The organism is Streptomyces sp. CA-181903 (genome assembly GCF_050937075.1).
GTDB lineage: Bacteria > Actinomycetota > Actinomycetes > Streptomycetales > Streptomycetaceae > Streptomyces.
In genome coordinates, this window is the sequence record NZ_JBNJLY010000001.1 from 1,846,627 (window position 1) to 1,869,395 (window position 22,769).

At 72.0% G+C, this 22,769-nt stretch carries 22 protein-coding genes and 1 pseudogene; 12 read left to right on the forward strand and 11 right to left on the reverse strand.

What is annotated here, in order from left to right; translation table 11 throughout:
• Window positions 1-14: 14 nt before the first annotated feature.
• Entirely contained in the window at window positions 15-1,100 is a 1,086-nt protein-coding gene (locus ACQEVS_RS08000) for a LysR family transcriptional regulator (protein WP_433017171.1), read from the reverse strand.
• An 89-nt stretch (window positions 1,101-1,189) separates the two neighbouring features.
• Here ACQEVS_RS08000 and ACQEVS_RS08005 point away from each other — a divergent pair, with 89 nt between their 5' ends.
• On the forward strand, window positions 1,190-1,888 hold the full coding sequence (locus ACQEVS_RS08005) for a ClpP family protease (protein WP_433017174.1): 699 nt from the start codon (window positions 1,190-1,192) through the stop codon (window positions 1,886-1,888).
• A gap of 85 nt (window positions 1,889-1,973) precedes the next feature.
• Here the strand turns inward: ACQEVS_RS08005 and ACQEVS_RS08010 are convergent, their stop codons facing one another.
• The 4 genes from ACQEVS_RS08010 to ACQEVS_RS08025 form a co-directional block, all read right to left on the reverse strand.
• Window positions 1,974-3,128 (reverse strand): sensor histidine kinase, encoded by a 1,155-nt coding sequence (locus ACQEVS_RS08010; RefSeq protein WP_433017177.1) that lies wholly within the window; start codon window positions 3,126-3,128, stop codon window positions 1,974-1,976.
• A complete protein-coding gene (locus tag ACQEVS_RS08015) occupies window positions 3,125-3,811 on the reverse strand; it encodes a response regulator (RefSeq protein ID WP_433017180.1) in 687 nt (228 codons plus the stop codon). Before ACQEVS_RS08015 ends, ACQEVS_RS08010 begins: the two co-directional genes overlap by 4 nt.
• Before the next feature lie 160 nt (window positions 3,812-3,971).
• The gene (locus ACQEVS_RS08020; RefSeq protein WP_433017183.1) at window positions 3,972-4,613 is read right to left on the reverse strand and encodes a hypothetical protein; all 642 of its coding nucleotides are present in this window, start codon (window positions 4,611-4,613) and stop codon (window positions 3,972-3,974) included.
• A 300-nt stretch (window positions 4,614-4,913) separates the two neighbouring features.
• Window positions 4,914-5,690, reverse strand: a complete 777-nt coding sequence (locus tag ACQEVS_RS08025; RefSeq protein WP_433027365.1) for a serine protease — start codon at window positions 5,688-5,690, stop codon at window positions 4,914-4,916.
• Between the two features lie 373 nt (window positions 5,691-6,063).
• Here ACQEVS_RS08025 and ACQEVS_RS08030 point away from each other — a divergent pair, with 373 nt between their 5' ends.
• Complete coding sequence (locus ACQEVS_RS08030) at window positions 6,064-6,960, forward strand: hypothetical protein (RefSeq protein WP_433017186.1); 897 nt, start codon at window positions 6,064-6,066, stop codon at window positions 6,958-6,960.
• A gap of 47 nt (window positions 6,961-7,007) precedes the next feature.
• On the opposite strand, the gene ACQEVS_RS08035 is transcribed toward ACQEVS_RS08030, so the two are convergent.
• Together ACQEVS_RS08035 and ACQEVS_RS08040 are read right to left on the reverse strand one after the other, a co-directional pair.
• Window positions 7,008-8,102: a glycoside hydrolase family 113 gene (locus ACQEVS_RS08035; protein ID WP_433017189.1), complete on the reverse strand. Its 1,095-nt coding sequence runs from the start codon at window positions 8,100-8,102 to the stop codon at window positions 7,008-7,010.
• Complete coding sequence (locus tag ACQEVS_RS08040; protein ID WP_433027368.1) at window positions 8,099-9,085, reverse strand: DUF2334 domain-containing protein; 987 nt, start codon at window positions 9,083-9,085, stop codon at window positions 8,099-8,101. Before ACQEVS_RS08040 ends, ACQEVS_RS08035 begins: the two co-directional genes overlap by 4 nt.
• A 1,400-nt stretch (window positions 9,086-10,485) precedes the next feature.
• On the opposite strand from ACQEVS_RS08040, the gene ACQEVS_RS08045 reads away from it, so the two are divergent.
• From ACQEVS_RS08045 to ACQEVS_RS08060, 4 genes are all read left to right on the forward strand, one after another.
• On the forward strand, window positions 10,486-10,650 hold the full coding sequence (locus ACQEVS_RS08045) for a hypothetical protein (RefSeq protein ID WP_433017193.1): 165 nt from the start codon (window positions 10,486-10,488) through the stop codon (window positions 10,648-10,650).
• A 295-nt stretch (window positions 10,651-10,945) separates the two neighbouring features.
• Entirely contained in the window at window positions 10,946-12,043 is a 1,098-nt protein-coding gene (locus ACQEVS_RS08050) for a glycosyltransferase (protein ID WP_433017196.1), read from the forward strand.
• Between the two features lie 255 nt (window positions 12,044-12,298).
• On the forward strand, window positions 12,299-13,537 hold the full coding sequence (gene wecB, locus ACQEVS_RS08055; protein WP_433017199.1) for a non-hydrolyzing UDP-N-acetylglucosamine 2-epimerase: 1,239 nt from the start codon (window positions 12,299-12,301) through the stop codon (window positions 13,535-13,537).
• Window positions 13,534-14,202, forward strand: a complete 669-nt coding sequence (locus ACQEVS_RS08060; protein WP_433017202.1) for a calcium-binding protein — start codon at window positions 13,534-13,536, stop codon at window positions 14,200-14,202. Before wecB ends, ACQEVS_RS08060 begins: the two co-directional genes overlap by 4 nt.
• Before the next feature lie 24 nt (window positions 14,203-14,226).
• Here the strand turns inward: ACQEVS_RS08060 and ACQEVS_RS08065 are convergent, their stop codons facing one another.
• Window positions 14,227-14,766 (reverse strand): hypothetical protein, encoded by a 540-nt coding sequence (locus ACQEVS_RS08065; protein WP_433017205.1) that lies wholly within the window; start codon window positions 14,764-14,766, stop codon window positions 14,227-14,229.
• Window positions 14,767-15,149: 383 nt separating this feature from the next.
• Here ACQEVS_RS08065 and ACQEVS_RS08070 point away from each other — a divergent pair, with 383 nt between their 5' ends.
• On the forward strand, window positions 15,150-15,728 hold the full coding sequence (locus ACQEVS_RS08070; RefSeq protein WP_433017208.1) for a GNAT family N-acetyltransferase: 579 nt from the start codon (window positions 15,150-15,152) through the stop codon (window positions 15,726-15,728).
• 318 nt (window positions 15,729-16,046) lie between these two features.
• On the opposite strand, the gene ACQEVS_RS08075 is transcribed toward ACQEVS_RS08070, so the two are convergent.
• Complete coding sequence (locus tag ACQEVS_RS08075; protein WP_433017211.1) at window positions 16,047-18,035, reverse strand: flavin monoamine oxidase family protein; 1,989 nt, start codon at window positions 18,033-18,035, stop codon at window positions 16,047-16,049.
• A gap of 147 nt (window positions 18,036-18,182) precedes the next feature.
• Window positions 18,183-18,497 carry a hypothetical protein gene (locus tag ACQEVS_RS08080; RefSeq protein ID WP_433017214.1) on the reverse strand — a complete coding sequence of 105 codons (315 nt, stop codon included), beginning with the start codon at window positions 18,495-18,497 and terminating at the stop codon, window positions 18,183-18,185.
• 59 nt (window positions 18,498-18,556) lie between these two features.
• Between ACQEVS_RS08080 and ACQEVS_RS08085 the strand changes: the two are divergent.
• Window positions 18,557-18,661: pseudogene (locus ACQEVS_RS08085) on the forward strand (DUF397 domain-containing protein); the annotation flags it as partial.
• Between the two features lie 126 nt (window positions 18,662-18,787).
• Here the strand turns inward: ACQEVS_RS08085 and ACQEVS_RS08090 are convergent.
• Window positions 18,788-19,555, reverse strand: a complete 768-nt coding sequence (locus ACQEVS_RS08090) for a GntR family transcriptional regulator (protein ID WP_433017217.1) — start codon at window positions 19,553-19,555, stop codon at window positions 18,788-18,790.
• Window positions 19,556-19,797: 242 nt separating this feature from the next.
• Between ACQEVS_RS08090 and ACQEVS_RS08095 the strand changes: the two genes are divergently transcribed.
• Genes ACQEVS_RS08095 through ACQEVS_RS08110 form a run of 4 tightly spaced genes read left to right on the forward strand, consistent with a single transcriptional unit; the run spans window position 19,798 to window position 22,754 of the window.
• Window positions 19,798-20,832, forward strand: a complete 1,035-nt coding sequence (locus tag ACQEVS_RS08095) for a radical SAM protein (protein WP_433017220.1) — start codon at window positions 19,798-19,800, stop codon at window positions 20,830-20,832.
• Window positions 20,829-21,473, forward strand: coding sequence for a dTMP kinase (locus ACQEVS_RS08100; RefSeq protein WP_433017223.1), 645 nt, complete (start codon window positions 20,829-20,831; stop codon window positions 21,471-21,473). The genes ACQEVS_RS08095 and ACQEVS_RS08100 overlap by 4 nt, the downstream gene beginning before the upstream one ends.
• The gene (locus ACQEVS_RS08105; RefSeq protein WP_433017226.1) at window positions 21,466-21,966 is read left to right on the forward strand and encodes a hypothetical protein; all 501 of its coding nucleotides are present in this window, start codon (window positions 21,466-21,468) and stop codon (window positions 21,964-21,966) included. The genes ACQEVS_RS08100 and ACQEVS_RS08105 overlap by 8 nt, the downstream gene beginning before the upstream one ends.
• Entirely contained in the window at window positions 21,963-22,754 is a 792-nt protein-coding gene (locus tag ACQEVS_RS08110; protein WP_433017229.1) for an STM4013/SEN3800 family hydrolase, read from the forward strand. Before ACQEVS_RS08105 ends, ACQEVS_RS08110 begins: the two co-directional genes overlap by 4 nt.
• The last annotated feature ends 15 nt before the right edge of the window (window positions 22,755-22,769 follow it).

Sequence of the window (22,769 nt, forward strand, 5' to 3'; positions counted from 1 at the left end):
CGGCTGGCCCGCCGTCACGGTCGGCTGTCCCCCGGCCCCCCGTCCCTGCGGAAGACCGCCAGCGCCGCCCGGTCGGGCTCCGGCAGCCAGACGTCATCCGGCCACCCCTCGTCCCCGACCGCGACCGGCCAACCCCCCTCGTTCCCGACCGCGACCGGCCACCCCTCGCCCCCGTCTGCGACCGTCGGACCGGACCGCATCCCTCCGGGCACAGGTACCTCCGGGTGCGGCAAAGCGCGCAACAGGGCGGCCAGTTGGGGGTCGCGGTTGGAGCGGTGCCAGGTGACGGACCACAGGTGCAGGGGCACCGGGTCGACGATCGGGAGGCGGCGCAGGCGCCGGTCGTGCGGCAGGTCCATCCCGGCCTCCCCCACCGTCACCGCGCGCCCCTCGCGCAGCATGTGCTCGCCGTAGTCGCGGGCGCCCACCGCCGGTGCGGTGAAGCGCAGCGGGATGCCGAACTCCGTGCAGAACCGCGTCAGGTAGCCCCGCCACTCCTCCGCGCCGCCGGGGTCGGGCATGGCGATCCCGCCGTCCCGCAGGTCGGCCGGGCGGACGGCCGCCCGCCCGGCGAGAGGGTGCCCGGCGAACACATAGGCGTGCAGCGGTTCGAGGTGGACGGGCCGGTGGCGGAGGCCGGCGGGCCAGGGCCGGCCGAGGTCGTGGACGCGGCCGAACGCGGCGTCGAGCTCCCGGCCCAGCACGGCCGGGAGGGCGAGCGCCAGCCCCTGCCGCATGCTGGGGTCGACCCGGACCCCGGGCGTCCGGGCGACCGTGTCGCGCAGCACCCGCATGGGCGTGAACCGCTCGGCGAACACTTCGACGCGCAGGGCCCGCACCGTGCCCCGGGCGGCGTGGACGGCCGCGTCGAACGCGGTGATGGCGTCGACGGCGAGCGGCAGCAACCGCCGCCCGGCGGCGGTGAGTTCGACACTTCGGGTGGTGCGTTCGAGGAGCGGTGTGCCGAGGGCGTCCTCCAGGCGGCGGACGCGCTTGGACAGCGCCTGCTGGGTGAGGAAGAGGCGGGCGGCGGCCCGGCCGAAGTGCAGTTCCTCGGCGACGGCGACGAAGGCGCGCATGCCCGGGAGATCGGGTTCCATGGCGCCAGCCTCAACTGACAACCCACAGTTGTCAAAGCGCCCGCAGAAGTTGTTGGACACCACCCCTGAGCTGCGGTTTTCCTGACGTCATGAGCGCATATCCACCGTCGGCCGTCCCGTCCGCCCTCACCGCCCCATCCACCCTCACCGTCCCATCCGCCCTTACCGTCCCGTCTTTCCCCGCCCCGACTGCCGCCACCCCCACCAGCCCCACCGCCCCCGCCGCGGAGCCCGTCTTCCAGCGCCTGCTGCGGAACCGGATCATCGTCCTCGGTCAGCAGGTCGACGACGAGATAGCCAACCGGATCTGCGCCGAGATGCTGCTCCTCTCCGCCGAGGACCGGCACCGCGACATCCACCTCTACATCAACTCCCCAGGCGGCTCGATCACGGCCGGGCTGGCCATCTACGACGTCATGCAGTTCATCCCGAACGACGTCGCCACGCTCTCCCTGGGCTTCACGGCGTCCATGGGGCAGTTCCTGCTCTGCGCGGGGGCGCCCGGGAAGCGGTACGCGCTGCCGCACACGAGCATCCTCATGCACCAGCCGTCGGCGGGACTCGCGGGCTCCGCGTCGGACATCAGGATTCAGATCGACCAGATGCGGGCGGTCAAGCGGCTGGTGCAGGAGCGGATCGCGCACCACACGGGTCGCCCGGTGGAACAGATCGAGGCGGATTCCGACCGGGACCGTTATTTCACGGCCCGGGAGGCACTGGAGTACGGCTTCGTCGACCGCGTCATCGCCTCGGCGGACGAACTCTCCGGTTTCCGCGCCGTCGCCTAGACGCCACCACCTGACGGCCTGGTGCCCAGCCGCCGCCCAACCACCCAACCGTCCAACCGCCCACCCCCGCCCCCAGCAGCCCCGTTCACCGCCGCCGCTCCACCGGGAACACCGCGGTGATCAGCCACCCGCCCTCCGGCGCCGGCCCGGCGGTGAGCCGTCCGCCCATGGCCTTGGCGCGTTCCGCCAGCCCGACCAGGCCGAAGCCGCCCCCGCGCGCGGCGTCGGTGAGCTGGGCGGGGCGGCGGCCGTCGTCCGCGATGCGGAGTTCGACGCCCTCCGGGACGCCGCGGACGCCGATGCGGACGGCCGTGGCGTCGGCGGCGTGTTTGCGGACGTTGGTGAGGGCTTCGCGGACGACGCGGTGGACGGCGGCGGCGACGTCGCCCGGGAGCCAGTTCTCCAGGCCCTGTTCGATGTGGAGGGCGACGGGCGGGCCGGTGCGGGTGAACTCTTCCGTGAGCGTCCGCACCTCGGGAAGGCCCGCGACGGGCTCGGTCTCGGCCTCGATGCCCTCGCGCAGGATGCCGACGAGACGCCGCATGGCACCGAGCGCCTCCCCGGCCGAGCCCTCGATGCGCTCGAACGCGCGGGCGGCGGCGTCCCCCTCGACGGAGGTGAAACGGGCGGCCTGGGCCTGGACGGCGATGCCGGTGACGTGGTGGGCGACGAGGTCGTGGAGTTCCCGGGCGAGTTCCAGGCGTTCGGCGGTCCGGACCGCAGCCATGTCGCGGACGCGCTGGGCCGACTGGGCGCGCAGCATCAGCGAGTACGCGCCGACGACCACCGTCAGCAGGGTGAACACGGCCGTGAACCGGCCCGGGTCGAGGTCGCGCACCGGCGCGGCGAGCGCCGCCAGGGCGAGCGCCGGGCCGAGGACGGCCGCGCGCCGGGCCGGGGAGCGCTGGACGACGTTGGTGAGCAGCACCAGCAGGGCCACGTCCTCCCCCATCCCCCAGACCGCGCCGGGGTGCGGCCCGGACATCAGCACGGCCGACGTCGTCCAGGACACGCCGACGGCGATGCCCGCGCGCAGGTCGAGGGGGATCCAGGCGTACGGCACGGCGCACAGGCAGACGGCGACGCCCGAGGCGAGGACCACGGCGTGCGGCGGGCTGGGCTGCCGGGCGAGGACGAGTCCCTCGAAGCCGACCAGGCCGAGCAGGAAGAGGGCGAGCACGGCCTTGGCGACGGCAGCCCGGCGCGGGTGCCGGGCGGCGAACCCGGCGCGCCCGTTCACGTACCGCCCGTGGCCAGCCCGCTCTCCCAGGCCCAGGCGGCGATCTCGACGCGGTTCCGGGCGTCGAGTTTCAGCTGCACGTTGGCCAGGTGGGTCTTGACCGTGGACAGGGAGATGAACAGCTCGGCGGCGATCTCGGCGTTGGTGGCGCCGCGCGCGAGGCAGCGGACGACGTCCTCCTCGCGCTCGGTCAGCGGCTCGGAGGGAGTCCTCGTGGGGCGTTCCGTACCACCGGTCCCGGCCGGGGCGAGGTCGCGGAGCAGCCGGACGGTGATCGCGGGCGAGATGAGGGAGTCGCCGACGGCGGCGGCGTGCACCGCCTCGACGAGCATGGCCGGGCTGGCGTCCTTCAGCAGGAACCCCGACGCGCCGTCGCGGAGCGCCGAGTGGACGTACTCGTCGAGGTCGAAGGTGGTGACGATGACGACGCGGGGGCGCCCGCCGCGCTCCGGCTCGGCGGCGGTGAGCGCGGAGAGCCTGCGGGTGACCTCCAGGCCGTCCAGCTTGGGCATGCGGATGTCGAGGAGCAGCACGTCGGGCCGGTGCTCCTCGACGGCGGCCAGCGCCGCCTCACCGTCCACGACGTCGGCGACGACGTCGATGTCGGGCTGGCTCTCCAGGATCATCCGGAAGCCGGTGCGGACCATCTCCTGGTCGTCCGCGATGACGACGGTGATCGCCATGTCGTCCCCTGGTTCCCCTAGGTGCTCGTCCCGCCCGGCCGGTCGCCGGGTCGTCCTCGGGCCGTTCCTGGCCGGTTCCGGCCGCCCGCCGCGCGTCCCTCCATGTCACCGGGGGCGGCGTGGGGCCGCAACAGCAGGCGTCGGCGGGGGCGCGTGCGGTCTACGCGTCGGCGCGCGCCGCGCGGCGGCGGCTCGCGAGGCGCAGCCCGTACGCTCCCCCGCCGACGGCCACCAGCGCCGCGCCGCCCAGGGCGAGCGGCTTGCCGACGGCGCGCCGGTCCCCGACCGTCTGGCCGGCCTGCACCATGCGGCGGACGGGGTTGCTGGCGGCTTCATGGCGCTTCACCGGCTTCACCGGCTTCACGAACTTGGCGGGCTTGGCAGGTTTGGCGGGTTTGGCAGGCTTGATCCTCGTCGCCTGTCCGGCCTGCCCAGCCTGTCCGGCCTCTCCAACCTGTCCGGCCTGTCCGGCCTCTCCAGCCTGTTCGGCCCCTTCGGCCCGCTTGGCCTCCTCGGCCCGCCGCACCCCGTGGAGCCGTCCGGCCGGCCGGAGCGGCGCCGCGGGACGCGACACGCCGGGGTGCTCCCGGTGGGTGACGCGGGGGTCGCGCCGGGAGGAGTCCACCGCGGGCCCGTCCGTTCCCTCCGCCGGGTGAACGGCGATCCCCTCCCGGGCCGGCGCGGGGACGGCCGACGGCTCGCGGTGTCCGGCGCTCGCCGCCTGCGCGCCGGTCACCGGAAGGAGCACCGCGCTCGCGGCGGCGAGGAGGGCGACGGCGGCGATACGGGTCCTGGCGGGCACGGAGGTGCTCTTTCTGTCGTGGTCCTGCGGGTGCGGCGTGGGGCCGCGGATCCACGTTACGGGCCTTCGTGCTCTGTACACCTCGACCGGCGGGCCATCTTGGGGGTGTTCCGGCTCGGCCGAAAGGATGACGGTGTGCGGGCGCGCGTCATACCGGGGTCGGGCTGTGGGGGTGCCCCGGTCCCGCCCTGTCGCCGTTTCCGACGGGAGGGCCCGCACCCCGGCCTCACGGCTTCGCCGCCGGCCCCTCGGACGCCGGACGGCCTGGAAAACCGGCCCGCCCGGCGTCCGTCCCCCCGCTCAGCCGCCCAGTCCCGCCGCCCCCTCCGCGATGTCCCCGGCGAACGTGCTCACCTGCGTGTACACCCCGGGATACCCCGGCCGCGCACAGCCCGTCCCCCAGCTCACGATCCCGACCTGCACCCAGGCCCCCGCGTCGTCCTTACGGAACATGGGCCCTCCGGAGTCCCCCTGGCAGGTGTCCACCCCGCCCTGCTCCACATTGCCCGCGCAGATCTCCTCGCCCGGTATCAGGCTGCTTCCGTACGCCTTGGCGCAGGTGGCGTCGTCGACGTATGGCACCTGCGCCTTGCGCAGTTTCGTCTGCTGGCCGCCGCCCTCGCGGGTGGCGCCCCAGCCGGCGACGGTGAAGGTGCCGGAGTCGTAGGCCGTGGTGCCGGCGGTCTTCAGGGTGGGGAGGTCGAGGGGGCGGGCGAGTTTGATCAGGGCCCAGTCCTTGCCGCTGCCGTTGTAGCCGGGTGCCTGGAGGACCTGGGTGGACTTGACCTTGATCGCCTGCGCGGAGTTGAGGTCGACGGCGCCCGCGGTGACGGTGATGGACGTGTCGGCGCCGCTGCCGTCGACGCAGTGCGCGGCGGTGAGGACGATCTGCCGGGTGTAGAGGGCGCCGCCGCAGCCCATGGAGAGGCGGACCATCCAGGGGAACTCGCCCTGCTGCGCGAGGACGCCGCCGACGACGGGCCGGGGCGCGGGGTCGTCCGCCTGTGCCCAGCCGGCCTGGAGGCCGAGCGCGGCGATCGCCGCCGCGCCGATGGCGACGGTTCTCTTGAGGGCCATGAGGTGAGTGCTCAAGGGAGGTCCTTTCGTGGGGGGTTGAGGCGTCCGCCAAGACCGGTCACGGACGCCGAGTCGGTCACGGACACCAAGGCCGGTCATGGCGTCCGTGACCGGTCTTGGATGCCAAGGCCAGCCACGGACGCCAAGGCCGGTCATGGACCACAAGACCGGCCACGGACAATCAGGTTCATGACAAGCGCCGATACTCGTCGTGCCGAAGCGGAACCTGGTGGACGCGGTGTGCCGAGTATCGGAGCGTGCACGAGCGGCGGCAAGGACGCTTCAGGCCAGTCGGAACCGGTGCGGGCCGACGCCGACCGACGGAGCCGGCGCGAGCGTAAAGTGGGAGGACAGGGCCGGCGGAACCACGGGGGTGGTGCGGGTGGGCACGGACGTCGAGATCCTCCACGGATTCCCGCACCTGGACACGGTGCACTCCGCGATCACCGCCCTCTACCGGCGGCTCTCGACCGACACCCTCGGCACCTTCGCGCTCAGCGTCCCCCCGTTCGACGTCGCGTTCTCCGACGACGAGGACCCCTACCTCGGCGTCCAGCGGATCGCCGGCGTCATGGTGCGCCACCTGCGGCTCCCGGACGCCCGGATGATCGTCTCCTTCCGCGACATGCGGCACGCCGGGAACGTCGAACTCGCGGCCGGGCCCGAGTACTTCATCGAGCTCAACTCCCGCTTCAAGAAGCACCGCAAGGACATCGGCGCCGCCCTCGCCCACGAGGTGACGCACGTCTACCTGCACCGGCTCGGCCTCGCCTTCCCCGGCACCCGGGACAACGAGATCCTCACCGACACCGTCGCCGCCTACCTCGGCGCCGGCTGGCTGCTGCTCGACGCGTACCGCGAGGACGCCGTCAGCACGCAGAAGCTCGGCTACCTCACCCCGGAGGAGTTCGGCTACGTCCTGGCCCAGCGCGCCGAGGTCTTCGCCGAGGACCCCCGGACCTGGTTCACCAGCCCGCGCGCCCACGACGCCTACGTCCGGGGTGCGGCGCGGGCCCGCCAGGAGGCGCGGCGTCCGCCGCTGGCGGCGGCGGGCCGGCTCGGGCGGCACCGCTACGCGCGCGACCGCCGTGCGGCCGGGCGCGGCACGGGCCAGGCGCCGCCCGGCGCCGGTTACGCGTTCGAGGGTCGCGACCCACAGCGCGTCAGCTTCCCGTGCCCCACCTGCCACCAGCGAATCCGCGTCCCGGTCCAGGGGCGGCTACGGGCCCGGTGCGGGCTGTGCGGGAGCGTGCACGACTGCGAGACGTGAGGCACCGGCTGCGAGACATGAGGCGCCTCCCCGGAGAGGGGCCGGACTCACCCGTTCCCCCACCACTTCCGCAGCACCTTCTCCGCCGGCTTGCCGTGCGGCGTGTACGCGAGCTTCTTCGGCGTCTCCCCCGTGTCCGGCCAGTCGTCCCACATCCACCAGCACACCCCGGCCCACCACTTCTGTCCCTCGAAGGCGGCCAGCAACGCCTCGTACCCCGCGGCCTGTTCGGCGTCGCCCGCGGACTTGCTGACGGTCCAGGAGTACGGGGCGGTGGTGCTGCCCTTCTGGCTGACGTAGCCGGCCTCGGTGAAGAGGATCCTGCGCCCCTGGGCGGCGGAGAACGCGGCCAGTTCCCTCACCACCGGCTGCCACGCCTCGCGCAGCCGCGCCACGTCGGCGGTGGGCTTGTCGCCGAGCGGCCAGTAGGCGTCGATGCCGATGAGGTCGAGGCTCTTCCAGAACGCGACGTCGCGGTACTCGTCGTAGTTGGCCGCGTAGGTGAGCGGACCCTTGTAGCGGGCGCGGACGGCGGCGACGGTCTTCTTCCAGTGGTCGCCGTCCCGCGAGACGCCGGTGAGCTCGGTGCCGACGGAGAACTGCTCCGCGCCCGTCTCGGCGGCGAGGCCCGCGTAGTGGGTGATGAAGCGGCCGTACGCCGCGAACCAGGCGTCCGGGTCGGCGGGCCGGATGCCGGAGCGGTCCTCGTCGTCCGTCAGGTCCACATGCGGCTTGATCATGGTCTTGAGGCCGGCGTCGTGGGCGAGGCGGACGATGTGGCGCAGGCTGTCGTCGTCGGCGGTCTCGTCGGTGGGGCGCATGCCGGAGTCGGTGAGCTTGTCCTGGTACCAGGTGGGAGTGAAGGTCACCCAGCGGGCGCCGGTGGCGGCGATCTGCCGCAGATACGTTTTGGCCTCGGGATTCTCGTAGTCCTTGCGGTTCCAGGCGGGGAGCGTGATCCCTTTCATCGGGACCTCCTTCCGTCCGTCGGGGCGCTTGCTCGCCCCGCCGCTCGCACCGCCGCCCGCGGTGCCGGCGGGCGGGCTCGCGGGCGCGTCCGAGGAGTCGTCGGCGGAGCAGCCCGCGAGGAAGAGGGCGGCCGCGGCCGCCAGCGCGGCGACCGCCCTCTTCTTCGCGCTCACTGGTTCAGGTCCGTGGGGCCGACGAAGGTGTAGCCGAGGGCGCGGATGCCGTCCACCGTCTGCTGGAGCGGGGCCGTCCCGTAGTACGGGTGGTAGAAGAAGCTGGCCACGCCGTCGCGGACGGCCAGGTTGGCCTTGGCGGAGGCGATCAGGTCGGCGGGGAGCCGGGCCGGGTGGTTGTTGTACGGCTGGGGCTCGTAGTTGCCGAGGTCCTCCGGCAGGACGGTGGTGCCGTAGACGTCCTTCACGGCGTACGGGAAGAACTGACCGATGTACTGTCCGGCGTTCGCGGTGGTGCCGGGCAGGGTGCCTGCGAAGTACAAGCTTCGCTCCAGACGCGCGGAGAAGTTCTGACCGAGGACACGGTAGTCGGTCGCGGACGCCGCGTAGTGCGGTGTGGTCCACAGCGTCGGTTTCGGCAGCCCGGCCGCCAGGAAGGCCGCCAGCGCGGACGTAACGCGCGTCTGTGCCCAGGCGGTTGAGTCCTCGGCGGGCGGACCGTCGTAGACGACGTTGTCGGACGCGTCGACGTGTGCGCGGAAGAACTCGAAGTCGTCGCCGGTGACCCCGCTGTACGGGTTGTTCACGTTGCTGTACTGGTGGGTGTAGCCGTGGTCCATCAGCACCGCGCCGTGCGCCAGCATGTACTTGAGGGCCGAGACGACCTGGGGGCTCTGGGCGAGCGTGACCGTCTCGGGCTTCCCGCCGTTGTAGACGCCCTTGGGGTCCGTGTAGACGGGGATGACGTTGATCCCGTAGGGGATCTTCTGGCCGTAGAGGTAATCGGCCGCCTGGCGCAGCTCGGTGGGGTCGGACTTGGGGCTGATGTCCTCCAGCCGGACGAACGCGCGGTGCCGTTCGGTGGTGGCGGGGCCAGGCCGTCGAAGAGCAGGTCCTCGAAGACGATCACCCGGTCGCTCTCGGAGACGTAGGTGAACGGGATCTCGCCGACGTACGTGAGGTTGGCCGAACGGATCGCCCAGGGGCTGGTGTCACCGGAGTTGGCGTCGGTGGCCTGGGCCAGCTGGGTGACCTGGGGGTAGCCCGGCCCGGTCAGCAGCGCCGGGTGCAGCACACCGCCGTCGTATCCGGCGGGGATCTTCCGGGTGAGCTGCTGGCCCTTGTAGGTGACCTGGGTGATGTTCCCGACCGTGCCGCCGCTCTCGAAGAACGAGTTGGTGGGGTCCCAGCCGTAGTGCTGCTTGAAGGCGTCGACGCCGACGGCGTTCGCCATGCCCCAGATGTTGTCCCCGACCCAGGTGACCGGGTGGGTGGTGGCCAGCGCGTCCTGGTAGAACGCGGCCGGGACGGCGTCCGGGACGGTACCGCCGTAGTACGTCGAGCCGAGGTAGACCGTGGCCGTGTACTGGTCGACCATGCCCGCGGTGTACGCCGAGACGGGCTTGGCAGTCACGGTGCCGAAGTGGCCGGCGAGGTTGGCGGTGGCCATGGCGTAGAGCTCGCCCAAGTACCCGTAGGGGCCGGTGTTGTCGTAGAGGACCAGCGCCGAGGTCCCGGCCGCGGCGGCCGGACGGACGGCGGTGGGGCCCTGGGTCCCGGCGGCGGCCGGGGCGACGGCGGGGACGGCCGTCGTGGGCGTGGTGGACGCGGCGGCGCTTCGGGGGGCGACGGCCGGACGGGCGCTCGTCACGCCCGTACCGCTGGTCGCGCCCGTCGCTTTTCCGGACGCCGCCTTCCCGGGTGCCGCCGCTCGCCGGACGACGAGCTTGCCCGACCGGCGCAGCCGGTCGTTGGCGAGGCGGGCGGCCTGCCAGGACTTGAGGTCCTTGACGCCGACCCCGGAGAGCGCGGCGGGCCCCGTGCCCTGCAGGGCGTGGGACGCGCGGGCGTGGGGATCCGCCGGAGCACCGGCGGCTCCGGCGCCTTCCGATATCGCGAATCCGCCCACCAGGGCCGCGACCATCGAAAGCGTTAGCGAAATTCTGGTCTTTCCCGGACTCCTGCGGGAAATTCCCATTCTCATTCCCCCTGACTGCCGTCGAGGCATGGCCGGCATCGCGCCGACAGTTGGCAGATTCTGGTGGGGCATCCGATGGAGCGTCAATGCGCTCCCGGATATCAGTGACACCCTCGTTACACTCCCGGAAACACGGACTGATCCCTTCCGAGCCGCCCCGGCCCCCTCGGAACCTTTCCTGCCGGATAGATAGTCCAGACCGCAGGTCACACCAGCACCACCCCCGGCGTGAACTGCCAGAACTACCGATCAGTCACAAGAATTTACGCCCTTGAATTCCATGACTTCCCTGATGTAGGACCGGTCCGACCGATGGTCTGGTACGTTCCCAGCGCACGCCTCGCAGGAGGCGAAAATGGGGGGGAACCCATGTACGGAAAACCTGCACTGGGCACCGTTGTGCCCTTGGCGGGCCTGACGGCGGCGCCGAAAGTGCTGCCGGGCCTGCCCTACGCGAAAGGGCTCCAGGAGGCGGCGGGGGCCGGCTTCCTGCTCTACTGTTCGATAGCCGCCGTCCTGCTTTCGCTGAAATTCTGGTACGCGGTACGGAATTTGGGTGGCCGCCCATGACCGGCGCACTCACCACCGGCGCACTCACCACCGGCGCACTCACCACCGACGCCCTCGCGACCGGCGCGTTCACCGCCGGCGCGCTTGCGGGCGACGCGCTCACGCCCGACGGCACCCTGATCGGCGGCCTCCCGCTCGACGAGCTCCTGCTCTGGTCGAGCATCGCCATCATCGTGATGGCCGGCGTCTACAACACGTCGCTGTTCCTCATCTCCCGGCGCCGCTTCCGCCGTTCGCGCGGCCCCGGGAACAGCGCTGCTACGTCTTCCTCCTCGCCTGCCTCAACGAGGAGAAGGTGCTGGCCGAGAGCCTGGCACGGATCACCGCGCTGCCGGCCCGCAACACCCTGGCCCTGGTCATCGACGACGCCTCCGACGACCGCACGGCCGACATCGCCCGCGCGGCCTGCGCCGCCCACCCGGGCACCGTGCACCTGCTGCAAAGACACCTGCCGAACGCCCGCAAGGGCAAGGGCGCGGCTCTCAACGCCGGTATCGCACACCTGCGTTCGTCCGGTCTCCTGGACGGCCGCGACCCCCGCGACGTCATCGTCTGCGTCGTGGACGCCGACGGCCGGCTCGACCAGCATGTGATCCAGGCCGTCGACCCGTACTTCGACAACCCACGCACCGGCGGCACCCAGATCGGTGTGCGGATGTACAACCGGCACAAGGGCCTGCTCGCCCGGCTCCAGGACATGGAGTTCGTCATCTACGGCGACATCTTCCAGAGCGCCCGCCGGTACATCGGCAGCGTCGGGATGGGCGGGAACGGGCAGTTCATGCGGCTGGCCGCGCTGGACACCCTGCTGGGCCCGGACGGTTCCGGCCCGTGGAGCGACTCCCTGACCGAGGACCTCGACCTCGGCGTCCGGCTGATCGCCCGCGGCTGGACCAACCAGCACTGCACCTCCGCCGCCGTCTCCCAGCAGGCCGTCCTCGACGTCCGGCGTTTGGTGCGGCAGCGGTCGCGCTGGTTCCAGGGCCACCTCCAGTCGGCCGGGCTCGTCCCGCTGATCGTCAAGGAGGTGCCCACCCGGGCCGCCGTGGACCTTCTCTACCACCTCTCCAGCCCGGTGCTGATCCTGCTGACCTCGCTGCTGCCGGTGTCCTTCCTGGTCGCCGTCGCCGGCACGGTCGTCGGCTCGGTCGAGGCCGGCCGGCCGCTGATCTCCCCGATGTGGGTGCTCGGCCCGTACGTGCTCTCGTTCACCGCGGCGTACGTGTACGGCTGGGTCTACTCGCGGCGGGAACAGGGCCTCGGCTTCGTCCGGGCGGTCCTGCTCTCCCACGTCTTCATCTTCTACGGCTACATCTGGTTCGCCGCCGGGTGGTGGGGCCTGTGGCGCATGGTCACGGGCAAACGCACCTGGCTCAAGACGGCGCGTACCTGAAGGCGGCGCGCACCCGAAGAGGCCCGCGCGGGGCGTGCGCACCCGCCGCACCCGCTGCGCCTGCCACACCGGCCCGGCGCGTACGCCCGGCGCACACGCCCGCCACCAACGCCGCCCCCGCTCGTGCACCCTCACCGCAGCACAGCACAGCGCGCAACACGGTGCAGCACGGCACGACTCGGCGAGACCCAGCACCGGCACGGCGGACGGCACCGCACTCCCCACCCACCGGCACCACCACACCCAGGGAGACCCATGTCCCCGAACATGATCAGCGCCCCGGTGCGCGCCATGCTCGTCCTCGGCACCCGCCCGGAAGCCATCAAACTCGCCCCCGTGGCCCGCGCCATGGCGGCCTCCCCGCTGTTCGAACCGCTCGTCGTGACCACCGGGCAGCACCGCGAGATGCTCCACCAGATGCTGGACCTGCTCCAGGTCCCCGGCCGCACCGAACTCGACGTCATGCGGGACCGGCAGGAGCTGTCCACTCTCACCGCCCGCCTGGTGGACGGCCTCGGCGAGGTGGTCCGCGACCTGCGGCCGGACGTCGTCCTCGTCCAGGGCGACACCACCACCGCCCTCACCGGCGCGCTCGCCGCCTTCTACGAGCACGTGCCGGTCGCCCACGTCGAGGCGGGGCTGCGCACCGGCGTCCTCGACAACCCGTTCCCCGAGGAGCTCAACCGGCGGCTCATCGGCCGCGTGGCACGCTGGCACTTCGCCCCGACGCCGCGCGCCGCCGGCCACCTCAAGGCGGAAGGAGTGCCCGCCTCGGAGGTCTTCACCACCGGCAACACGGTCATCGACAACCTCCTCTGGGTCCTCGAAAAGGGCACCGGCCAGAGCCAGTTCGCGCACACCGGCACCACCAGCGGCCTGCGCCGCGTCCTCCTCACCCTGCACCGCCGCGAGAACCAGGGCGACACCATGCGCGGCATGGGCCGGGCGATACGCCGTCTCGCCACCCGCGGCGACGTCGAGATCCTGCTCCCGCTGCACAAGAGCCCGGCCGTGCGCGACGCGCTGCTGCCCGAGCTGTCCGGCCACCCGCGCGTCCGCGTCGTCGAGCCCCTGGGCTACCTCGACTTCTCGGCCACCCTGGCCGCCTGCGACCTCGTCCTCACCGACTCCGGCGGCGTCCAGGAGGAAGCCCCCTCCCTCGGCAAGCCGGCGCTCGTCCTGCGCACCACCACCGAACGCCCGGAGGCCGTCGAGGCGGGCGCGGCCCGGCTCGTCGGCACCGTGCCCGACGCGATCCTGGCGGCGACCGAACGGCTCCTGGACGACCCCGCCGAATACGCCCGCATGGCGGAGGCCGGAAATCCGTTCGGCGACGGCCACGCGACCGAACGCATCATCGCCCAGCTCGCGGAGGACTTCGGCGCGGACGCGGACGTTCCGTCCACGGGCGCGGGCGTCCCGTCCACCGATCAGTCCACCGATCAGGTGATCGCCCGCCTTCCCGAGGGCCCGGGGTCATACTCGACGGCATGAGCAGAGTTCACCGGCAGCTCGCCCTCGCCGCCCTCGCCGTCGCCGTGCTCGTCGGCCTCGGTTTCGCGGCGGACGCCCTGTGGGGCGGCGGGGGCGCGCCGGAACGGCCGTGGGCCGAGGGCACGGTCCACGGCCCGTGGCGTGCGGTCTTCGACGGTCACGGCACCACCGTCGGCCGCCACGACGGCCTGGCCCTCTCCCCCAAGCCGGCCCGGCGCGCCGACGAGACCCACGCCGGCCTCGTCGTCTCCACGGCGACGTACGAGAACGTGGACTACGAGGCCCGCATGCGCACCGTCGCCCAGCTCCGCACCCCCAAGCCGAACCCGTGGGAGGTGCCCTGGCTTGTCTGGGCCTACACCGACCCCGAGCACTTCTACTACGTCACCCTCAAGCCCAACGGCTGGGAACTCGGCAAACGCGACCCCGCCTACCCCGGCGGCCAGCGCTTCCTCGCCACCGGCGGCGAGTCCTTCCCCGTCGGCCGCACCTCCGACGTCCGCATCGCCCAGCGCGGCGCCCGCATGGAGATCAGCGTCGACGGCCGCGGCCTCGTCGCGTACGAGGACCACGAACGCCCCTATCTGAAGGGGAGCGTGGGGGTGTACACGGAGGACGCGCGGGTGGTGTTCAGCGAGGTGGTGGTCCGGTCGGCGGGGGCGTGAGGCCGTGGCCGCCGGGGAGGCGGCTCACTCCGCGGGCCCGCCGAGGTCGCGGACGACCTCCGCCACCGCCGCCCGCGCCACGGACAGCTTGCGCACCCGCAGCGGCGCCAGCCGTCCGACCGCCTCCGCCATCCACCGCGGGTCACCGAGCCGCCGGGCCGGCCCCGCCTTGAAGGCCAGCGAGACGAGGAACTGCGCGAGGAGGAGTTCGCTGGTGCCGTAGCGCCGCGCGTGGTGCCCGTAACAGGCGGTCCACGGCTCGTAAGGGTGCCGCAGCGTCCCTTGCAGGGAGCACCTGCGCCGGCCCAGGAACGCTCCACCGGACAGTACGGCCAGCGTCGTCGAGGACTCCAGCCTGGTGTGTGTGGCCGCCAGGTGCAGGCTCATGAACCTGCCCCACGGAACCGGCGGAACCGACGGAACCGGCTCGGGCCCGCCCTTCCCCGGCTCGTGCCACAGGACGCCCTCGGCCCCGAACTCCAGGTGGGGCCGCTTCCCCCACTCCGTGTCCCCGACGATCCACCGGCCGCCGACCCGCTCGATCGGCCCCAGGCGCTCGCTCATGTGCCCTCCCCCGTTCAGGTTGCGAGAACGATGATCACACGGCCCCCGGGCCGGGCTTCGGGGCCCCGGGCCGCGCTTCCGACCCTCGGATTCCGCCCCTAGGCTCCCCCTCGTGATCCTTTCGAACGATCCTCGTGACTCCCGGATCCGGGCACGGAACCTCGGCGGACCGCTCGCCGGAACCGCCTCCGCCCCCGGTGCCGTCCCGGACACCCGGGAGTGGGATCCGGCCGGTACCGGCGGCCGGGCGCGCACCCGTGCACCCCCAGAGGCTGAGCGCGGTGGGCCGTGAACTCCCGGACGGGCCACGGCTCCCCGTCACGCCCGGCGGCGACCGACGCGGCCCACGCCGCGCAAGGGCCCGTCCCGAACGGCCCGAGGCCATGACCGACCCGGCTCCCCGACCGGAGCATGCCGAGCACATACGCACCGCGAGCCTGGAGTTGTCACCGCTCGCCGTCGAGCACGCCGAGGAGATGGCCGGCGTGCTGGCCGACCCGGCCTTGTACCGGTTCACCGGCGGCGAACCGAGCACGCCCGAGGAGCTGCGGGCCCGCTACCGCCGTCTGGTGGCGGGCTCCCCCGATCCCGCCGTCGTCTGGCACAACCGGGTGCTGCGGCTACGTGACGGCGGACGGCTGGTGGGCACGGTCCAGGCCACGGTGACCGGTTCGAGGACGGTTGCCGAGGTGGCGTGGGTGGTGGGAACGCCCTGGCAGGGGCGGGGCCTGGCCACCGAGGCGGCCCGGGAGTGGATCGCCTGGCTGACGGGCCGGGGCGGCGTACGGACCGTCATCGCCCACATCCATCCTGACCACCGCGCCTCCGCCGCCGTGGCCGCCGCCTGCGGCCTGGCACCCACCGGGGAGCTTCAGGACGGCGAGGTCCGGTGGCGGCTGACACTCCCGGCGGGCCAGGGATCCACGACGTACCACTGCCGGACCGACTTCCCGCGCACGTAGAGCCGCTGCCCGCGTCCGACGACGTCGGTGTACCGGGTGAGGGGCGTGCCGTCGGGGAGGGTGATCCGGGTTTCTTCGAGCAGGCCGAGGGCGCCGGCGGCCGCCCGGCAGCGGTACAGCCGGTCGTCGGCGAGAAGGGCGACCTCCGCGCCGTGGGCCGCGAGGCGGGCGGAGGACGGTGCTCCTCAAGAACGCACTTCAAGCGGGTTGCGGACGGCAGAGGCCCGCCATGACCCCAGCCGCCGCCCGGCCGCCCGCGGCCCGCCTCAAGCGGGGTGCCCGTCTCAAGCGGGGTGCCCTCTCAGGCGGGGTGCCCTCTCAGGCGAGATGCGCCTCCAGCGCCGCCCGGACGCCGGATTCGACGGCGCCCTCGATCCAGGACGGTTTGACGGACGTGTGGTCGCCCGCGAAGTGCAGCGGACCCTCGGGTTCCCGGATGGCGCCGAGGAGTTCGGTGTGCTGGCCGGGCAGGAGGACGGACGCCTCGCCGTACGCGTAGGGGTCGCGCAGCCAGCTCTGGGTGCGGCCGGCGCCGGTGTAGAAGACCTCGACGCGCTGCCCGTAGACCTGTTGCAGCCCGCAGAGGGCGTGCGGGTAGCGGGCCTCGTCGTCGAGGGAGTCCCAGCGCGAGGCGTCGTCGGCCCAGCAGTAGACGGCGAGGACGACGCCGCCCTCGCTGCCGGGTACGGGGTGGGAGGGGTTGATCATGAATCGGTTGGGGTTGTCGGAGATCGAGCCCCCGCCGACGATGTGCGCCGCTTCCGGCTGGTCGCGCCCTTCCCAGTAGTTGGCGGCGTAGTGGGCGCGCTGTGCCTGGCTGATGTGGCCGTGCGGGACCGAGGGGTGGGTGCCGAGGAGACTGCCGTCGGCGGGCGCCTTGCCGTCCCGGTACTTGGCGTACAGCCCCGGCTGGACGGCCTCCAGCTCCCGCTTCCAGTCCTCCTCGGTGAACTCCCACCACCGGCGGCTGAATTCGAGCAGCACCTTGGTGGCGCTGTCGTAGTGCAGTTCGGTCACCGCACGCCGCTTGCCGTACGACATCAGCGGGCTGACCTGCACGTGCCGCAGCCCGGTGAACGGCACGGTGACGATCGCGAGGTCGCCGGTGAACTGCTCGCGGACGACCTTGCCGTCCCGGCCCTCGGACACGGTGTCGATCCACACGTGCGGCCCGCCTTCGCGGACGTGCGTCGCCCGGTCGGCGCCCGCCCGATCCGGCGACCAGTACTCGACGCGCGTCGCCCGCCGGTCGAACCGCAGCACGTCGTCCACCTTCTTCAGCAGCGCGTCCGGCAGCGACGCCGTCCCGCCGACCAGCTCCCAGAACGCGGTGTCCGGGCTGATCAGCGACTGGCTGATGAAGCTGTGCACGAACGACAGCGGCAGCCGGGACGTGAGGTTCTCCAGCGTCCCGACGAGATCGAGCGTCCGCTCGTCGAAACCGGCTTCCTCCGTGAGGAAGCGGTACATCGACCAGTCGCCGTACTTCTGGACGACCCGGGCCCACCCCTTCACCCGCTCGGGCATCGGCTTGTCGACGCGCTTGCCGTCGGCGCCGGCCGTGCTGAACTCGTCGCGCACGGGATCGAGGACGCGTCGCAGGATCGTGGACGACGGCGTATCCCACAACTCCTGCGGAACGCCGAACGACCGGTTGACCTTCCGAGGATCCTTGACGTAGTCGGCGCGCCGCACCCGCACCCCGTTGACGTGCAACCAAGCATGATTGACGGGCTTGCCCTGCCCGTCCACGTCCACGAGGTAGAACGGCCGCCGCTTCACCCCGAGCCCGTCGATCAGGCTCATCACCAGCGGATGACTGCCGGGAATCCGCATGGCCCCGGCCTCCGCGTACTGCCGGGGATCCGCGAACGGCTGCACCGCGTGCTCGTGCCCACCCTTCCGGAACGTCTTGATCCGCCCGCCGACCCGGTTCCCGTTGGCCTCCAGCAACGTCACCCGATGCCCGGCCCGCTTCAACAGCCAGGCCGCCACGAGCCCGGCCGGCCCGGCGCCCACGACGAGCACCTTCCGACCCGCCTTCTTGCCGGTGCGCGGCAGCCCGTCGTCGAGGATCTTCTTGTACTCGGGCACCAGCGGCCGATCGTGCTCGTCGACCACGAGCAGGGCTCTCGCCACTTCCACGCAGGTTTCCCAGTCGGCGGTGGACTTGGCGGGCGCGGCTTCCGCCGGAGCGGCGGCGGGCACGCCGAGCGCGGCGACGGCGGCGGTGGTCGCGCCGGCGGCGACGGCGAACTGTCGGCGGGTGACGGCCGGTCGGCCGTCGGGTGTGGGGAGTTCATCCATGCGTCCTGCATAGGGTGCGGCGCAAGGGATATGACCGTCTGATCAATGCCCGTCACCTGAACGTGCGAGCGCTCGGGCGCCCGCCGGCCTCCCGCGCGCCGCATGAGTACACCGCACTTCGGCACAGCTGCGGTTTACGCGCCTGGATTACGTTCCCCGCGACGGCAGGTGCGGCCGCGCTTCCACTCCGGCGTGCCGATGCTCGGCGTCTTCGTCGGCAAGGGCGAGCCCGAGCAGCTGGTCGGCGGTTCGGGCGGATTCCTCGCCCCACTGCCGGGCGCATTGCGGGTACCGGTACGCGTCCGGCGGCTCGTATTCCAGCCGGCGCCCGACCGAGGCGACCAGCTCGGGGTGCGCCCCGGCGACGATCGGCATCAGCAGCCCGAGGTGGCCCTTCAGGTCGTCGTTGACCGCGCTCCGCTCGTCCGCCGAAAGCGGCGAACCGAGGGACTTCCTGATCATCGCCCTGATCGTTTTCACGTCCAACGAGGCGAGAGCGGCGCCGCGCCTGTCATCATCGCGGCGTCGCCGTCCGCGACTCCAAGAACCCCCACCGCCCGGACCTGCGGTACGACGCCGAAGAATGGTCCGTATACCGCTCGGGGATGCTCAACGACATCACGTAGGGGTGCGCCCCGCCCCGCCAGTCCACCTGGATTGTCGAAGCCCCGGGACCACCTCACGTATGCGGGGACATGATTGCACGATGGTTACCCCAGCCATAGCTACGGGCCCCACTCGCGCGGGACCACTCAGGCGCCTTCCGGGGCGGCGTCGAACCGGTATTCGTAGCCGATTACATGCCGGTACGGCAGGCACCATTCCCCGTACTCGATGATCCCCTCCGCGTCCCAGAGCCGGTGGGCTCCGGCGAGGATCGGAGTGCCGGTCTTGAGGCCGAGGAAGTCGGCTTCACGTGCGTCGGCGTCCCGGGCATGCATGTCGTCCCGCCCTTCGACGGGGCGGCGGCCGGTGGCTTCGATGATGCGGGGAAGTAGCCCGGGGGCCTTGCTGGGGGCGGTGGAGAGCAGCTCGGGAACAGCGGCGGCGAATTCGGCCGGGTACCAGGTCACCGCGAGCATGAGCCGCTGGTGGCCTCGACCGGTGTGCCACTGACGGCGTACGACCTGGTCGCCTTCGTCGAGGTCGAAGAGGTCGGCGACGTACAGGGGTGGGACGGTGAGGGTGGCGTCGGTGACGATGACGCTCTCGCCTTCGCCGAGGACGCTGCCGGTTCGCAGGACGCGGGTGATGCGGTCGTAGCCGGAGGAGCCGGCCCGCGGCGCGTTGGCGATGAAGGTGCCGCGCTGGCTGGTGCGGATGTAGCCCTCGACTTGGAGCTGACCGAGGGCCTTTTGCAAGGTGGCGACGGCGACGCCGTGCTCGGTGGCGAGGACGCGGTGGTTGGGGAGTTTGCTGCCTTCGGGCAGGTCGCCATCGAGGATGCGGCGGCGAAGGTCGGCGGCGAGGCGCATGTAGGGGTGGCGGGGGTCGGCTGGTTCGTGCGAGGTGGTCGTCATGGCGGCCTCCGAACGAAGGTATGACCTAGGCCAGTTGAGCGTACTAGGCCACTCCTCAATCTTGCCTGTATCGACCTAGGCCACGCTATGCTGTGGCATAGGTCACTCGGTTGCCGGTGTGACCTACCAGCCTTGCCCCGCCGACCGAGCAGGCCGACCGCATTTCGCACTCCACATCAGGCGCCACGCACCTACCGCACCACCCGCACAGGTGACCACACATCACCCACCCGGAGGTTGCCATGGAAGTGCCGCTCACCCTCGCCCCACCAGCTCCCTCTCCCATCACCGACTGGACCGCCCTGCGCAGCTTCGCCGCCCTGCGGGGCCAACTGCGCGTCTCCTTCGGCCCCGCCTGCAACATCGCCTGCTGGTTCTGCCATGACGAAGGTGACATCCCGCCCGGGGTGGCCCGGAACAGCCCCACCAAGAAGCAGCGCCCCCGCTCCCTGTGCGCGGAGCACTACGTCACCACCATCACCACGCTGATGGAAGCGGGCCTGAAGCGGGTGTACTTCACCGGCGGTGAGCCACTCACCTCCCCCCTGGCACGGCCCGTGCTCCAACAACTCCCCGCCCCAAACCCGGAGACGTCCTACACCCTCATCACCAACGGCACCCGCGTCCGCGCCAGCCAGGCGTGGCTCGCCGACACGCCCTTGGACAAGGTGAAGGTCTCCCTGCACTACTTCTCCGACGAGTCCTTCCGGGCCATCGCCGCGACCCGCCTCGGCATCGCCGCCGTCCTCGACGGCATCGAGGCGGCAAGCGAGACCTTCGACCGTGTCGAGCTGAACTGCCTACTGCTCAAGGACAACGCCCACGAGGTCCGCCCGAACCTCGACTTCGCCCTTGCCCGGCGCATGCCGGTGCAGTTCATCGAGTTGGTCGGCACCGACTTCAACGCCGAGCGTGCCGACTCCGCCGTGCCGGCGGACGACATCATCGCCTACCTGCGGACCCTGACCGCCGAGGAGCACACCGAGATCGCCGGAGTGGGTCAAGGCCGGCGCGTCTTCCGCGTCGACGGCATCGAAGTCGACGTCATCCACCGCAACCTCGGCCGCTACCACGTCGGTCAGTGCGGCACCTGCCCGCTGCGCTCCCAGTGCGTCGAGGGCTTCTGGGCCTTGCGCCTGGACCACGACGGCGGACTTCAGCCCTGCCTCCTACGCGGCGACCTCCGCAAGGACATCAAGGATCTGCTGAACGATCCCGCTCGGCTCGCCGCAGCGGTCGCCCGCCACATCGCCGCCTTCACCGAGGGGACCCTATGACCCCGCCACCCGCCTACGCCCCCACCTCTCACGACCGCAACCACGGGCCCTTCATCGTCCTGGAGGGCGTCTCCGGCATCGGCAAGTCCACGATCACCGCCCTGGTCGCCGAACGCATCGCAGCCAGCACCCTCCACACCCTGCCCCGCCCCCACGGCGACTGGTCCCCGACCATCAACGCGCGACTGCGCCCGCTCCCGCAGCTCGCCTTCTACCTCTCCGGTCTCCTGCACGCCTCCGACGCCATCCGCGCCTACCGTCGGCACGGCCCGGTCGTCGCCGACCGCTACGCCTCCTCCGTGACCGCCTGCCACGCCGCCGTCCACTCCATCCCCCTGGACGACGTGCGGCGAATGCTGGAGCCCTTCCGCGCCTACCTCGAAACCCCCGACCACACGTTCTACCTGCGCTGCTCCGAGGCCGCTTTACGGGAACGCCTCACCACCAAGAGCAAGGACGGGGCGCCGACGCCGGACGACACCGAGCTTCTCTCAGTGCCCGGCCGGCTGGAGACCCTCATGAAGAACTTCGCCGCAGTCGCCGCAGCGGACCCCACAGCCGTCCTCGTGGACACCGACGGCAAGACCCCGGCCGAACTGGCCGAGCGGATCACCGCCCACCTGGAGGCCGACCGTGCTTAACCCGATCGACCCCGAGACGGTGATCCGCGACGGTGGTGCGGCCGGCCGCTACCCGGACGAGATCCACGAAGGCGTCGCCTGGTGGGTCGGCGCCTGCCTCGTCGTCGCCACGCGTGCCGCCCGCATCGCCGTCGCCCACGACGGCAACCCCACCAGCCTCCTCTTCCACCGCCGCCTGTGCCGCGGGGTGATGAACGCCCAGCACTTCGCCTGCACCATCCACGACCTGCACCACGCGGACCGTGTTGGCCTGCTGGCCGCCATGAAAGAACTCGGCGGCGCACCGGGGGCGATGGTCACCACCACGTCGGCGGGCGGAGTCGAAACCGTCGCCATCATGCTCTTCGACCGGCACGGTGAGCCCTTGGCGGAGGAAGCCGGCCTGGCCCGGATCCGGCAGATGATCGCCGACGATCAGGTCCCCCGGCCGGTCAACGACCAGGCGCGCGGATGCCTCAAGCCGTACTCCGGCCAGGAAGGAGCCGGGCAGTGATCAACGCCGCCCAGGTCATCGACACCGGCACGAACATCCTGTTCGTCACCCTGGACTCCCTGCGCTACGACGTCGCGCGCACAGCCCACGAGATGGGCCAGACCCCGCACCTGACCGCGCTCCTCCCCACCTCCGGCTGGGAACGCCGCCACACGCCCGGCTCGTTCACCCTGCCCGCCCACATGGCCTTCTTCTCCGGCTTCCTGCCCAAGCTGCCGCAGCCCAAGCAGCCGCCCCGCTTGTGGGAGTGCCGGCCTCCCGCGTTCAAGACCATCGATCCGGGCACGTTCGTCTTCGACGCGCCCAACCTCCTCGCCGGGGTCGCCCAGCACGGCTACAGCACGGTGTGCATCGGCGGAGTGACCTACTTCTCGCGGGAAACCCCACTCGGCAGCGTCCTGCCCGCGATGTTCGACGAGGACCACTGGCGCCCGGAGTTCTGCTCCCCGGAGCCAGACTCCACACGCCACCAAGTCGACCACGCTCTCGCCGTCGCCAGCAAGCACGCCAGCCGCCCGCTGTTCCTGTTCCTCAACGTCTCCGCCACGCACGTCCCGCACGGGCACTACCTCGACCGTAGCGACGACGACATGCGGTCCCAGCGCGCCGCGCTGGCCTACGCCGACGCACACCTCGGCCGGCTGATCACCGAGCTCACTGAGAAGCAGCGGTGGCTGATCATCCTGTGCTCCGACCACGGGGACGCCTACGGCGACGACGGATACCACGGCCGCGGCATCGCCCACCCCGTAGTGATGAATGTCCCCTACACGGCCGTGGTGAGGTAGACGCCCCCACTAAGC

Excerpts from the sequence above, each read along its gene's own strand:
- ACQEVS_RS08065 (WP_433017205.1), bottom strand. The coding sequence starts at position 14,766 with ATGAGCGAGCGCCTGGGGCCGATCGAGCGGGTCGGCGGCCGGTGGATC.
- ACQEVS_RS08060 (WP_433017202.1), top strand. The coding sequence starts at position 13,534 with ATGAGCAGAGTTCACCGGCAGCTCGCCCTCGCCGCCCTCGCCGTCGCC.
- ACQEVS_RS08005 (WP_433017174.1), top strand. The coding sequence starts at position 1,190 with ATGAGCGCATATCCACCGTCGGCCGTCCCGTCCGCCCTCACCGCCCCA.
- ACQEVS_RS08070 (WP_433017208.1), top strand. The coding sequence starts at position 15,150 with ATGACCGACCCGGCTCCCCGACCGGAGCATGCCGAGCACATACGCACC.
- ACQEVS_RS08000 (WP_433017171.1), bottom strand. The coding sequence starts at position 1,100 with ATGGAACCCGATCTCCCGGGCATGCGCGCCTTCGTCGCCGTCGCCGAG.
- ACQEVS_RS08080 (WP_433017214.1), bottom strand. The coding sequence starts at position 18,497 with ATGATCAGGAAGTCCCTCGGTTCGCCGCTTTCGGCGGACGAGCGGAGC.
- ACQEVS_RS08090 (WP_433017217.1), bottom strand. The coding sequence starts at position 19,555 with ATGACGACCACCTCGCACGAACCAGCCGACCCCCGCCACCCCTACATG.
- ACQEVS_RS08095 (WP_433017220.1), top strand. The coding sequence starts at position 19,798 with ATGGAAGTGCCGCTCACCCTCGCCCCACCAGCTCCCTCTCCCATCACC.
- ACQEVS_RS08075 (WP_433017211.1), bottom strand. The coding sequence starts at position 18,035 with ATGGATGAACTCCCCACACCCGACGGCCGACCGGCCGTCACCCGCCGA.
- ACQEVS_RS08015 (WP_433017180.1), bottom strand. The coding sequence starts at position 3,811 with ATGGCGATCACCGTCGTCATCGCGGACGACCAGGAGATGGTCCGCACC.
- wecB (WP_433017199.1), top strand. The coding sequence starts at position 12,299 with ATGTCCCCGAACATGATCAGCGCCCCGGTGCGCGCCATGCTCGTCCTC.
- ACQEVS_RS08025 (WP_433027365.1), bottom strand. The coding sequence starts at position 5,690 with ATGGCCCTCAAGAGAACCGTCGCCATCGGCGCGGCGGCGATCGCCGCG.
- ACQEVS_RS08100 (WP_433017223.1), top strand. The coding sequence starts at position 20,829 with ATGACCCCGCCACCCGCCTACGCCCCCACCTCTCACGACCGCAACCAC.